Annotated in this window: 8 protein-coding genes; 2 read left to right on the top strand and 6 right to left on the bottom strand. The window is 67.8% G+C overall.

Going from position 1 to position 13,444, the window contains the following annotated elements; genetic code table 11:
• Positions 1 to 59 precede the first annotated feature (59 nt).
• Positions 60 to 2,315, bottom strand: coding sequence for a murein biosynthesis integral membrane protein MurJ (gene murJ / locus SPR02S_RS01400; RefSeq protein WP_019055141.1), 2,256 nt, complete (start codon positions 2,313 to 2,315; stop codon positions 60 to 62).
• A gap of 46 nt (positions 2,316 to 2,361) precedes the next feature.
• Positions 2,362 to 4,761, bottom strand: coding sequence for a DUF6049 family protein (locus SPR02S_RS01395; protein ID WP_019055140.1), 2,400 nt, complete (start codon positions 4,759 to 4,761; stop codon positions 2,362 to 2,364).
• 258 nt (positions 4,762 to 5,019) lie between these two features.
• Here SPR02S_RS01395 and SPR02S_RS01390 point away from each other — a divergent pair, with 258 nt between their 5' ends.
• Entirely contained in the window at positions 5,020 to 6,462 is a 1,443-nt protein-coding gene (locus SPR02S_RS01390; RefSeq protein ID WP_019055139.1) for a CCA tRNA nucleotidyltransferase, read from the top strand.
• Between the two features lie 103 nt (positions 6,463 to 6,565).
• On the opposite strand, the gene SPR02S_RS01385 is transcribed toward SPR02S_RS01390, so the two are convergent.
• From SPR02S_RS01385 to SPR02S_RS01370, 4 genes are all read right to left on the bottom strand, one after another.
• On the bottom strand, positions 6,566 to 7,159 hold the full coding sequence (locus SPR02S_RS01385) for an LppU/SCO3897 family protein (RefSeq protein ID WP_026150110.1): 594 nt from the start codon (positions 7,157 to 7,159) through the stop codon (positions 6,566 to 6,568).
• A 131-nt stretch (positions 7,160 to 7,290) separates the two neighbouring features.
• Complete coding sequence (locus SPR02S_RS01380; RefSeq protein WP_019055137.1) at positions 7,291 to 8,568, bottom strand: MFS transporter; 1,278 nt, start codon at positions 8,566 to 8,568, stop codon at positions 7,291 to 7,293.
• A 77-nt stretch (positions 8,569 to 8,645) separates the two neighbouring features.
• Positions 8,646 to 9,728 (bottom strand): inositol-3-phosphate synthase, encoded by a 1,083-nt coding sequence (locus tag SPR02S_RS01375; RefSeq protein WP_019055136.1) that lies wholly within the window; start codon positions 9,726 to 9,728, stop codon positions 8,646 to 8,648.
• Between the two features lie 44 nt (positions 9,729 to 9,772).
• Positions 9,773 to 10,459: a PadR family transcriptional regulator gene (locus SPR02S_RS01370; RefSeq protein WP_019055135.1), complete on the bottom strand. Its 687-nt coding sequence runs from the start codon at positions 10,457 to 10,459 to the stop codon at positions 9,773 to 9,775.
• A gap of 735 nt (positions 10,460 to 11,194) precedes the next feature.
• On the opposite strand from SPR02S_RS01370, the gene SPR02S_RS01365 reads away from it, so the two are divergent.
• Positions 11,195 to 13,438, top strand: coding sequence for a transglycosylase domain-containing protein (locus tag SPR02S_RS01365; RefSeq protein WP_019055134.1), 2,244 nt, complete (start codon positions 11,195 to 11,197; stop codon positions 13,436 to 13,438).
• Positions 13,439 to 13,444 lie beyond the last annotated feature (6 nt).

The raw sequence follows: 13,444 nt of genomic DNA, 5'->3' as shown, positions 1-13,444 counted from the left end.
CAGTCTGCCGCTATGCACGACACACAGCGGCGGACGATGGTTGTGCGTGTGCCCCCGCCTCAACGTCCCAAGCGCCCGCGCACCATGCCCACGAGGGAGTTGAGCTCCTCGATGCGCATGCGCCGGGCCGCGACGTAGAAGATTCCGAGCAGTACGGCACCGCCCACAAGAAGGGCCGCGAACGAGCCGACGACCCCCTGGCCGAGCGTATGTCCGATCCCGTAGCAGGCCGCACCACTGAGCAGTGCGGCCGGCACGGAGGCGATACAGAGCCGAGCGTACGTCCGCATGACGCGAGCGCCGTCCAGGTCGCCGTTCAGCCGCTTGCGCAGCCGGTTCCAGGCGACACCGACACCGGTCGCGTACGCGAGGCCGTACGAGGCGGCCATGCCCACCACGGCCCAGCGGGCCGGGAGGACGAAGTAGCAGGCCACCGAGGCGCCGGCGTTGACGGCGGCCACGATGACCGTGTTGTAGAAGGGAGTTCGGGTGTCCTCGTACGCGTAGAAGGCGCGCAGGACGACGTACTGCACCGAGTACGGGATCAGACCGAGGGCGAAGGCCATCAGCATGAAGCCCATGTTGGTGGCCTCGCTGGTCCCCGAGGAACCGAAGATCAGCGTGCACATCGGGATGCCGAGGGAAAGAAGGCCGAAGGCGATCGGCACGATCGCCACGGCGGTGGTGCGCAGCCCCTGGGAGATGTCGTCGCGGACGGCACCCCCGTCGCCCTCAGCCGCCGAGCGCGAGATACGCGGCAGCAGCGCGGCCATCAGGGAGACGGTGATGATGGCCTGCGGCAGACCCCAGATCAGCTGGGCGTTGGCGTAGGCGGCGAAGCCGGTGCCGTCGACGGGCGAGGACTTGCCCGCGGCGGTGGACAGTTGGGACACGACGATCGCGCCGGCCTGGTTGGCGAGGACGAAGAGGACGGTCCACTTGGCGAGCGTCGCGGCCTTGCCGAGACCGTGGCCCCGCCAGTCGAAGCGCAACCGCAGCCGGAAGCCGGTCTCCCGCAGGTACGGGATCATCGCGAGCGATTGGACGACCAGGCCGAGCAGCACGCCGATGCCGAGCAGTCGCTGGCCCTCCGGCGGGATGTTCGTGACCTTCATGCCGGAGTTCGCGGAGGTGCCGTACACCCAGATGAACATGCCGAGCGTCACGATGATGACGATGTTGTTCAGGACCGGGGTCCACATCATCGCGCCGAACTTGCCACGCGCGTTCAGGATCTGGCCCATCACGACGTGGACGCCCATGAAGAAGATCGAGGGCAGGAAGTAGCGGACGAAGGTGACGCCCACGTCGTTGGCCGCCGGATCGTTGGCCACCGAGTCGGACAGCAGACGGATCAGCAGGGGTGCCGCGAAGACCGCGAGCGCGGTGAGCGCGCCCAGGGCCACCATGACAAGGGTCAGCAGCCGGTTGGCGAACGCCTCACCGCCGTCGTCGTCCTCCTTCATGGCCCGCACGAGCTGCGGCACGAAGACGGAGTTGAGGCCACCGCCCACGGTCAGGATGTAGATCATCGTCGGCAGCTGGTAGGCGACCTGGAAGGTGTCGCCGAGCATGCCGACACCCAGCGCCGAGACGATCAGCGCCGAGCGGACGAAGCCGGTCAGGCGGGAGACCATCGTGCCCGCCGCCATCACGGCGCTCGACTTCAGCAGGCCGGTGGCCCGGCCGCCCTTCTTGGGCGCGGCCGCAGCGGGCGCCGGCGCCGTAGGAGTGAGCTGCATCGTGGCGTCGGACATTGGTACCGGAGACGGCGCGGTGGGGGCATGGCCCGAGGGCGGTGCCGGGGACGGGCCGGGGACCGCCGGGGACTCCATCGGCGGACGTCCGCCGCCCTGTCCCTGGTCCCGGAAGAGGTGCGCGAAGGCGTCCGGCTCGTGGTGCTCCTCGCCGGCCCCCGTCACCAGGTCGTCCACGCCCACGAACTGCGTCGTCCGGGCGTCGTCGCCGTACGGCAGGTACTGGGTCGGGCCCTCCGGCTCGGGTGCCGGGGTCTGCGCCCACACGCGGGGATCGGGGGCGTACGGGGACTGAGGCGGCTGCGCGTAGAGCGGGGGCTGCGGCTGGTACGTGCCCGGAGGGGGCGGTGGGTGCGCGGCGCGGTCGTAGAGCGCCTCGGCGACCGGGTCCTGGGCGGAGAGGTCCTGCGCCCGGTAGGGGTCCTGGTCGTAGGCGTCCTGGAGGTACATGTCCGCGGGAGGCTGCGGCGGCACCTGACCGGGCTCGGGCTGCGGACCCTCGGGGTAGCCCGAGCCGCCCGCGCCCTGACCGCGGTCACCGTCGTACGGCGCGTTCATGGTTACCCCACCTCATCGTCCCCGGGCCCACCGGCCACGACATCGCTCAACGGTCCACTCTCTCACCCGTGCCGGACGGGTCGGCGCTTTCCGGTGCGGTGTCCGGTGTCGGGTCACTCGGCTGCTCCGGGTCGTCTGCCCGGGACGGAGTGCCGGACTCCTCCTTGAGACGGTCTTGGGGGCTCTTGGGGTTCTCCGGGCCTTCGGGTTCCTCGGTCGCTTCGTCGTCGGGTCCGTCGGGACCTTCCTCGGCCTGGCGGGCGACGGCACGCTTGCGGTGCGTGTACATCCGGAAGCCGGCGAGGACGAGCAGCAGGACACCGCCGCCGATGACCAGCATGACGGTGGCCGTGACCTCGGTGACCTTCACGTCGAAGTTGACGGCCTGTCCGTACTCCTGGCCGTCCTCCGTGTACAGCTGGGCGGTCACGCCCACCTTGCCGTTGGCGTTGGCCGACGTGGTGAACTTCACGGACTGGCTGTGCCCGCCGTTGACCGTGACCGGCTGCTCCGTGTAGGCCCTGCCTTTGATTTTCAGGCGGGTGGGGTTCGTCGAGGTGAGGCGCAGGATCAGGTGGTCGACGCCCTGCACGAGGTTGTTCTGCACGGTCACGGGGATCGTGGCGCTGCGGCCCGAGAGCTTGGTCTCGGACTTGTCGATCAGTTTCACCTGGTTGGTGAGGTCGTCGAGATAATCCAGCACGCTCTGGCGGAAGTTCGTCGCCTCGCCCGCCTGTCCTCGCCACGACGTGGACATCTCACGGTTCATGGCCCGCCCGAACGGGGTCACGACCCGGGACTCGTCGGTGAGGATCACCCGGAAGTTGTCGAGCTTGTCCTGGGTGGCCGCGATCTGCTCGAAGGCCGACTTCGGCAGCTCCTGCTTGCGCAGCGAGGAGGGGTACGAGGAGGACGACGGGATCCTTGTGGTGGCGCTCGGGTCGGGCTTCGCCTTGGCCGCCGCGGTGAGGTCCTGCGACTCGCTCCAGGTGCTGCCCTGGAGGGTCGTCAGCGCCTCGGCCATCGCCTGGGCCTGGCTCGCGGTCGGCATGCGCTGCGGGGCGACGACGATGCTGCGCTGCTTGTCCGTCTGCAGATCGAGCGTCAGGCTCTGGGCGAGGAACCGCTGCTCGGCGAGTGTGGCGGCCCCGGCCCTCGTCAGATCACCCTCGAACGCCGTGGAGAGCCGTGAGTCCGCGACCACCGCGGTCGTACCGCCGCCGATGGGGCGGGCGGCGGAGGGCGTGTACGACAGGCCGCCGGTCTCCTGGAGGCTGTCGCTGCGGGCGATCACCTTGTCGGCGCCGGCCGAGGTGGCGACCTTGATGATCGACGGGTCCACGGCGCCGTTCACCGGCCACGCGAAGTCCGTGGTCGGCGTCACGTGGAGCACGGTCTCCACGGTGCTCGCGGCGACGTCCGTGGCGTCCTTGAGGTGGCTCAGCGAGCCGGTGACGCTGGTGCCGTTGTGGGCGAGGGACGCCAGGTCCGGGTCGGCGAAGGGGAGAGCGACGACCTCCTTGTCCGCGACCGCCGACTGCAGCTCGGCGAGCCACGCCTTGGCGACCGCCTGGTGGGTGCCCGTCGTCGTGGTGTCGCCGTCGCCCTGGATCTTGTAGCTGCTGGTCATCGCGTCGACGGAGGCCAGCAGGTCCGGGTCGATCACCCAGGTGACGTCGAGATCCTTGCCCAGCGACAGCATCTGGTCGAGGCGACCGCCCGGGGAGATCTCCTTGGCGAGGTCGTCGTTGAGGAAGACCGGCGTCTGCTGCTCGTTGGAACCCGTCTGCGCCGTCATGTGGACGCCGGAGATCAGCGGCCACAGATACGTCGTCTTCGTCTTCGTGTCCGCCTCGTCGGGCTGCCACGGCAGGAACGTCCGTTGGATGCCCAGCACCTGCTCCCACGGCTGCGCGGAGGTCTGGCCGGAGAGTGAGACACCGAGCGGGTAGACGCCGTCGTCACCGAGGTCCAGCTTGTCGACCGGCACGGAGAGGGTGAAGGGCTCCGCGACGCCCGGAGTGAGCTTGGCGAACTTCTCGGTGTACTTGTCGCCGATCTCCGAGCCGTCGACGCCCTGGACGTAGTCGGTGCGGTTGGCGACGGTGTCGATCGCCGAGCGGGTGCTGACCGCCTGGCCCAGGCGCAGGCCCACGTGGGCGTCCGTGACCGTCTGCTTGCCGTTGTTGGTGACCGTCCCGGAGACGGTCAGGGTGTCCCCGTCCGTGGGGATGCTGGGGCTGAGCGAGTCCACGGAGACCGACACCGTCTGCGAGCCGGAGGCAGCCTTCGCGGACGTCTGCTCGGCCGCGCCGGCGGGCGTGGTGGCGGACAACTGGAGCAGGCCGGCCAGCAGAGGCGCCCCGGCGAGCAGTGCGCCGGTGCGCCGCAGCCACCGGCGGGCAGGTGAGGGACACGTCCCCTGGAAGTCTGCCGCCTCGGCCACGCGCTCGCCCGTCCCTCGTCATCGTCAGTGGTCGTCGCAATGTGCGTCCACGCATGGTAACGATGCGCGCTGAGGGGAAGTGCCGCGGTCTGCTCCACAAGATCGGAGAACAGCGCCGGACCATCCCGTATGTGCCCGTATAAAGGGGAGCGTTCCTGTACGTCGCAAGGGCAGCGCTTGCGCGGGTATCAGCGGACGTGTCCGTGCACATTTAATGGAGGCGCTCGCGGTGGCCGGGGCCACGTACCCTTTTCTGTTGTGCCGAACGCCAACGAAGACAACCCCAGTGCCCTGAGCCAGGTGCAGCGCCACGCGGTGAGTGAACTGCTGCGGGTGGCTCCCGTCGCCGACGACCTCGCCCGCCGTTTCCAGGAGGCCGGGTTCTCCCTCGCCCTGGTCGGCGGCTCGGTCCGGGACGCGCTGCTCGACCGGCTCGGCAACGACCTGGACTTCACGACGGATGCGCGCCCCGAGGACGTACTGAAGATCGTCCGGCCGTGGGCCGACGCGGTGTGGGAGGTCGGGATCGCCTTCGGCACCGTGGGGGTGCAGAAGGACGGCTACCTGATCGAGGTGACCACCTACCGGTCGGAGGCGTACGACCGGACCTCTCGCAAGCCCGAGGTGTCGTACGGCGACTCCATCGAGGAGGACCTCGTCCGGCGCGACTTCACGGTGAACGCGATGGCTGTCGCGCTCCCGGAGAAGGAGTTCATCGACCCGCACGGCGGCCTCGACGACCTCGCGGCCCGGGTACTGCGGACCCCCGGCACCCCCGAGGCCTCCTTCTCGGACGATCCCCTGCGGATGATGCGGGCGGCCCGCTTCGCCGCGCAGCTCGACTTCGAGGTCGCTCCCGAGGTCGTCGCGGCGATGACGGAGATGTCCGGGCGGATCGAGATCGTCTCGGCCGAGCGGGTGCGGGACGAGCTGAACAAGCTGATCCTCTCCGCGAACCCGCGCAAGGGACTGACCCTGCTGGTCGACACCGGACTCGCCGACCACGTCCTGCCCGAGCTTCCCGCCCTCCGCCTGGAGAGCGACGAGCACCACCGGCACAAGGACGTCTACGAACACACGCTGATCGTTCTGGAGCAGGCGATCGAACTGGAGGAGAACGGTCCCGACCTCGTCCTCCGGCTGGCCGCCCTTCTGCACGACATCGGCAAGCCGCGCACCCGCCGGTTCGAGAACGACGGCCGGGTCTCGTTCCACCACCACGAGGTGGTCGGCGCGAAGATGACCAAGAGGCGCATGCTGGCGCTCAAGTACTCCAACGACCTGGTGAAGGACGTCTCACGTCTCGTCGAACTCCACCTGCGCTTCCACGGCTACGGCACCGGCGAGTGGACCGACTCGGCCGTCCGCCGCTACGTCCGTGACGCCGGCCCACTCCTCGACCGCCTCCACAAGCTGACCCGCTCGGACTGCACCACACGGAACAAGCGCAGGGCCGCCGCGCTGTCCCGTGCGTACGACGGTCTGGAGGAACGCATCGCCCAGTTGCAGGCGCGGGAGGAGCTGGACTCGATCCGTCCCGACCTCGACGGCAACCAGATCATGGAGGTCCTGGGCGTCACTCCCGGACCGGTCATCGGTCGCGCGTACAAGTTCCTGTTGGAACTGCGGCTGGAGAACGGGCCGATGGAGCATGAGGCAGCCGTGGCCGCCCTCAAGGAGTGGTGGGCCGCGGAGAGCTGAGGTCGCGGGACGGGGTCATGTTTCACGTGAAACATGACCCCGGACAGCATCAGGGGCGGTGTTTCACGTGAAACATGAGACACCGCCCCTCGCCACATCTGCCTTACTTCTTGTAGTCCTTCAGGCAGAGCAGGAAGTCGCTGCCCTTGCCGGTCTGGGTGTACTGGTACTGGAAGTCCTTGGCGGCCGCCGCGCACTTGGTGTCGGCCTCGGTCCGGGAGTAGTTGCCACTCACCTTGGCCAGCACGATGAACTGGGCCTTCGAGTCGCCGCACTTCACGACCTCGAGCTTCGGGTCGGTGTCGCTGGTGCTGCCGCGGTGCATGCAGTCGCCGACCTTGGCCGTATCGGGGTCGTGCTGCCCGGATATGTAGCTGAAGATCGCCGCACCCGCGGCGATCACGATCACGACGGCAAGCCGGATCATCTTGAAGCTGAACTTGCGCTTCGGCTGTGGGGGGACCGGAGCGTACGGGGCCGCGCCCTGGGGCGGGAAGCCGGGCTGGCCGGGCTGCTGCGGGTAACCGCCTTGAGGCGGGTACGGAGCCTGCGCCTGCGGCGGATACGGGGCTTGGGCCTGAGCCTGCGCCGGATGCGGCGCCGGAGTCTGAGGCTGGCCGTAGGGCTGCTGGTCCTGGGCATAGGGGTTCGGCCCCTGGGCGTATGGGTTCGGGCTCTGAGGCGGCGGAGTAGTCACTGGGGTCCCCCCTGGAACGTGGACGCATGGCACGGCGTGACCCTTGGTCCGGCGTGCGGCATGATGCGAAATAAGACGCCCGTAAGCTACCTGCCGCCACTGACACCGCTGTGACCCAGGACGACTCCGTGTCAGTGATGTGACACTCTCCGGCGCTCAAAGTGGGCCATAGTCGCAGCAACCGCTCCGTAGATGACGGCAACGGTGATCACCAGCACCGCTGAGCGGCCGTCAGGGGGAAGCATCAGCGCGGCCATCGCGGCGGCGCCGACGAAGGCGACGTTGAACAGCACGTCGTAGACGGAGAAGATGCGGCCGCGGAAGCCGTCGTCGACCGAGAACTGCACGATCGTGTCCGTGGCGATCTTCGCGCCCTGTGTGGTCAGGCCGAGGACGAAGGCCGCCGCAAGCATGGGGGCGGTGGTGAACGGGAGGCCGAGGGCCGGTTCCAGGAGGGCGGCGCCCGCGGCGCAGACGGCGATCCAGCGGCCGGGGCCGAGGCGCCCCGCGGCCCAGGGTGTCACCACGGCCGCCACGAAGAAGCCGGCGCCGGACACCCCCAACGCCAGCCCCAGCAGGCGCAGTCCGTCGTCGGAGGTCGAGGACAGGGCGTACCGGCAGAGCATCAGCAGCAGGACGGTCAGGGCGCCGTAGCAGAACCGCATCAGTGTCATCGCGGCGAGAGCCCAGACCGCCTCCCTGCGCTGTGGCGCGGCGAGATGGCGTACCGCCGCTGTCAGGTCCCGGGCGGTGCCGGCGAGGGCTGTGGCCAGCCGGGGCTGGGTCAACGCGCGGTCGGGGCCGAGGAGTTCGGGAGCCATGCGCAAGGACGTGAGGGCCGCGCACAGATACAGAGCGGATCCCAGCAGCACCACCGCGGCGTCGGTGTCCGCGACCAGCAGCCGTACGAGGAAGGCGAGGCCGCCGCCCAGTGTCGCCGCCAGTGTTCCGGCCGTGGGGGAAAGGGAGTTGGCGACGACCAGGCGTTCGTCGTCGACCACGCGCGGGAGCGCGGCGGACAGGCCGGCGAGGACGAAGCGGTTGACCGCGGTGACGCAGAGCGCGGAGACGTAGAAGAGCCAGTCCGGGACGTGGCTCACCATCAGGACGGCTGTCAGCGCGGCCAGCAGGGCGCGCAGCAGGTTGCCGTAGAGGAAGACCTGGCGGCGGCGCCAGCGGTCCAGGAGGACGCCGGCGAAGGGGCCGATGAGGGAGTACGGGAGGAGCAGGACCGCCATCGCGGAGGCGATCGCGGTGGCCGAGGTCTGTTTCTCCGGTGAGAAGACGACGTAGGTGGCGAGTGCGACCTGGTAGACGCCGTCCGCGCCCTGGGAGAGCAGGCGTACGGCGAGCAGGCGCCGGAAACCCTGGAAGCGCAGGAGGATGCGCAGGTCACGGACGACGGCCATGGGCACAGCCTCACATACGAGGAGGGTCCCCGGGCGCAATGCCCGGGGACCCTCGACGGACGGACCGGTGGCGGGTCCTAGCGCTCGACCTCGCCCTTGATGAACTTCTCGACGTTGGCGTAGGCCTCGTCGTCGAAGTACTGGACCGGCGGGGACTTCATGAAGTAGCTCGACGCGGAGAGGATCGGGCCGCCGATGCCGCGGTCCTTGGCGATCTTCGCGGCGCGCAGGGCGTCGATGATGACACCCGCGGAGTTCGGGGAGTCCCAGACCTCGAGCTTGTACTCCAGGTTCAGCGGGACGTCGCCGAAGGCGCGGCCTTCGAGGCGGACGTAGGCCCACTTGCGGTCGTCGAGCCACTGGACGTAGTCCGACGGGCCGATGTGGACGTTCTTCTCGCCCAGGTCGCGGTCCGGGATCTGCGAGGTGACGGCCTGCGTCTTCGAGATCTTCTTGGACTCGAGGCGGTCGCGCTCCAGCATGTTCTTGAAGTCCATGTTGCCGCCGACGTTGAGCTGCATCGTGCGCTCAAGACGGACACCGCGGTCCTCGAACAGCTTCGCCATCACGCGGTGCGTGATGGTGGCGCCGACCTGCGACTTGATGTCGTCGCCGACGATCGGGACGCCGGCCTCGGTGAACTTGTCCGCCCACTCCTTGGTGCCGGCGATGAAGACCGGGAGGGCGTTGACGAAGGCGACCTTGGCGTCGATGGCGCACTGGGCGTAGAACTTCGCCGCGTCCTCGGAACCGACGGGCAGGTAGCAGATCAGGACGTCGACCTGCTTGTCCTTGAGGATCTGGACCACGTCGACCGGGGTCTCGTCGGACTCCTCGATCGTCATCCGGTAGTACTTGCCCAGGCCGTCGAGGGTGTGACCGCGCTGGACGGTGACGCCCTTGTTCGGGACGTCGCAGATCTTGATGGTGTTGTTCTCACTGGCACCGATGGCGTCGGAGAGGTCGAGGCCGACCTTCTTCGCGTCGACGTCGAACGCGGCGACGAACTCGACGTCACCGACGTGGTACTCGCCGAACTGGACGTGCATCAGGCCGGGCACCTTGGCCGCCGGATCGGCGTCCTTGTAGTACTCGACGCCCTGTACCAGTGAGGCGGCGCAGTTGCCCACGCCGACGATGGCTACGCGAACCGAACCCATTCCGGTTGCTCCCTGTGTGTGCGAGGTGAGGCCCTGACTGGACCTCATGTGGTGGTTTCGTCGGACGGATCCGGCCCGGGGGTGGCGCCCCCGAGCCGGGGCAGGCCGCCCGACTCCCCAGATGTGCTGTCCTGCTGAGCGGAGCGATCCGAAGCGGGACCCTTGAGGTCCCGTCCGGCCCGCTCGCTCTCGATGAGCTCGTTCAGCCAGCGCACTTCGCGCTCCACGGACTCCATTCCGTGGCGCTGGAGCTCAAGCGTGTAGTCGTCGAGGCGCTCCCGGGTCCGCGCCAGGGAGGTACGCATCTTGTCGAGACGCTCCTCCAGCCGGCTGCGGCGACCTTCCAGTACGCGCATGCGTACGTCACGTGACGTCTGCCCGAAGAAGGCGAAACGAGCGGCGAAATGTTCGTCCTCGTACGCGTCGGGCCCCGTCTGTGAGAGCAGCTCCTCGAAGTGCTCCTTACCTTCCGCCGTCAGCCGGTAGACGATCTTGGCGCGACGTCCCGCGAGGGTGGCGGTAAGGGCGTCCTCGGGGGTGTTTCCCGTTTCCTCGATCAACCAGCCGTTGGCGACCAGCGTCTTGAGGCAGGGGTAGAGCGTCCCGTAGCTGAACGCACGGAACACACCGAGTGACGTGTTGAGTCGTTTGCGCAGCTCATAGCCGTGCATGGGGGATTCGCGGAGCAGGCCGAGGATGGCGAACTCGAGGATGCCGGAGCGTCGACTCATGGTCGCCTCCTTCCTGTCCGTGACCCCGCCGTGACGGCCTTTATGCCGAGCTGATGTATCGACTCGATACATCCAGACGATAGAACGGCCTTCCGGATGCGACAAGTGGGGAGATGGTGAGCGGCGTCACATCACTGATTCGTTGGAATCAAGTTGCCTGATTTGGGGTGAACTTCGGGGCTAAGCAGGTTTTGACGGTGCGTAGTCTGTCCGGCATGCACACCACCGGGAACCAAGTGACGCGTGGGGGCGTCGCCGTCCCTGGTGCGGTACGGATGAATGCAGAACCGACCACATCCGTACTTCGGGGGGACCGGAAACCAGCCGCCGTTTCCAGGCGCGCACGGGTGCGCCTGCCCGAGGAGTAATCGTTCGATGAGCGAGCACCGTCGCAAACCGCCGCAGCCGCAGGGAGGCGGACGTGCCGCGGCCCGACGCGGCCAGTCCGGACCGACCTCCGGCCGCCGCGCGGCACCGCGAGGCGCCACCACCGGGTCTCCCTCCGACTCCTATGGGTCGAACCCCGCCGAGCCGGGGGGTGAAGAGCGCCAGTTCGGCAGCCGCGCCGAAGCCCGTCGGGCTGCGCAGAGAGGCGGCGGCCGTCGTAGAGAGCCCGCCGGTCAAGGTCCCGGCGGCCCGAACGGGCCCGGCCGGGGCAGAGGTCGCGCTCCCGCGCCCGGCAAGAAGCGGTTCATCGACTATCCGCGCTTCGACAAGTACGGATGGCGCCGCTGGATGCCCTCCTGGAAGCTTGTCTCCGGCCTGTGCCTGTTCTTCTTCGGCAGCCTCGTGGCCGCGGTCGGTGTCGGCTACGCGATGGTCGGCATCCCCAGCGAGAACACCGCGGCCAAGTCGCAGAACAACGTCTACTACTGGTCCAACGGCGACCAGATGGTCGCCACGGGCACCGGGGCGAACCGTCAGAACATCACCATCGACCAGATTCCCAAGGCCATGCAGTGGTCGGTGATCTCGGCGGAGAACAAGAGCTTCTACTCGGACTCGGGCGTCGACCCCATGGGCATCGCCCGGGCTCTGGCCAACATGGCCCGGGGCGGTGAGACGCAGGGTGGTTCGACGATCACCCAGCAGTTCGTCAAGAACACCTACCTGAGCCAGGAACAGACGGTCACCCGTAAGTTCAAGGAGATGTTCATCTCCATCAAGGTGGGGACCTCGCTCAGCAAGGAACAGGTGCTGCAGGGCTACCTGAACACCTCGTACTACGGCCGCGGTGCCTACGGCATACAGGCCGCCGCGCAGACGTACTACGGCGTGGACGCGGTCAAGCTGACGCCCAGCCAGTGTGCCTTCCTGGCGGCCCTGTTGAAGGGCCCGACGTACTACGACCCGATCGGCGCCACGAACATCGACCCCGCGGCGACCTCCAAGGCCAACACCGCCCGCTCCAAGGGGCGTTGGGCCTGGATCCTGGAGCAGATGCACGACGACAAGCGCATCACGGACGCGGAGTACCAGACGGCGGTCAAGAAGTACCCCGAGCCTCAGGGCCTGAAGGCGACCAAGGGCATGACCGGCCAGATCAGCTACCTGGTGGACACGGCCAAGAAGTACGTCCTGAACCACTCGAACATCTCGCAGACCGAGTTCGACCAGGGCGGCTACCAGATCTACACGACCTTCCAGAAGGACAAGGTCAACGCACTGAGTGCGGCCGTGAAGAAGATCCAGAAGGAGCGCATCGATCCCAAGAAGCGCAACCTGGACAAGTACGTCCAGTTCGGCGCGGCGTCGGTGGTGCCCAAGGACGGAGCGATCGTCGCCCTGTACGGCGGTGATGGCTACGAGAACGGCCACTTCACCAACAACGCCGACACCTCGGGTGTCCCCGTGGGTTCGACCTGGAAGCCGTTCGTGCTCGCAGCCGCCATGGAGTACGGCACGTACAAGACCGACGGCGTCGGTATCTCGCCGCTCAGCAAGTACAACGGCGACGACCATCTCAAGGTCAGAAACCAGGACGGCACGTATGTCCTGAACAAGGACAACTCGATCTTCTACCAGAACAACGAGAGCAAATACCCCTGGGGTTACATCTCGCTGCGCAAGGCGATGGAGCAGTCCATCAACACGCCGTTCGTGCAGTTGGGTATGGACGTGGGGAACTCGAAGGTCCGGGACGTGGCCAAGGCGTCCGGGATACTGGACGACAGTTTCGCCACGCTGAACCCGTCCTTCGCCATCGGTACCTCGACTCCCAGCGCGATCCGGATGGCCGACGCCTACGCGACGTTCGCCGCGTCCGGCAAGCAGGCGGACCCGTACTCGGTGACGGCCGTGAAGGAGGGCGGACAGCCGGTGGCCGGCTTCACCAAGCCGACCGTGAAGGTGGCGATGCCGGAGAACGTGGCGAACAACGTCACGAACACCCTGGAGAACGTCATCCAGAACGGTACGGCCGAGAACGCGAAGGCTCTGGGCCGTGACGCGGCCGGCAAGACCGGTACCACCGACAGCAACAAGTCGGCCTGGTTCGTCGGCTACACCCAGCAGCTCTCGACGTCGATCGCGATGTTCAGGGAGAACCCCAAGGACGCCCAACTGCTCTCCATGAACGGCACGGCAGGCGTGGCGTCCATCCATGGTGGTGACATCCCGACTGCGGTGTGGACCGAGTACATGGAGGCCGCGCTGAAGGGGAAGTCCGACCCCGGCTTCCCGGACGCCACCAAGATCGACAAGGTGTCGAACGAGGATGGCGCTCCGACTCCCACTCCGACGCCCGTAATCACGCCGAGTGAGACGCCCAGCGAGACTCCGAGTGAGACGCCGAGCCAGACGCCGAGTTCGACACCTTCGGCCACCGAGTCCTGCCAGTTCAGCTGGCAGTGCAGCGACGACGGTGGCACCGACGGAGGTTCGTCGTCCACGCCGACGGACACGGCCACTGCCACGGAATCCAGTGGTACCAGTAGAGGCAGCGACAATGGGGGCATCTTTGGAGGCTCAACCGGTTAGCTGTCA

Origin of the sequence: Streptomyces prunicolor NBRC 13075, from assembly GCF_000367365.1 — a bacterium.
Classification (GTDB): Bacteria; Actinomycetota; Actinomycetes; order Streptomycetales; family Streptomycetaceae; genus Streptomyces; species Streptomyces prunicolor.
The sequence above is the reverse complement of the archived record's forward strand: the minus strand, read 5'-3'. Positions and strand labels throughout refer to the sequence as shown.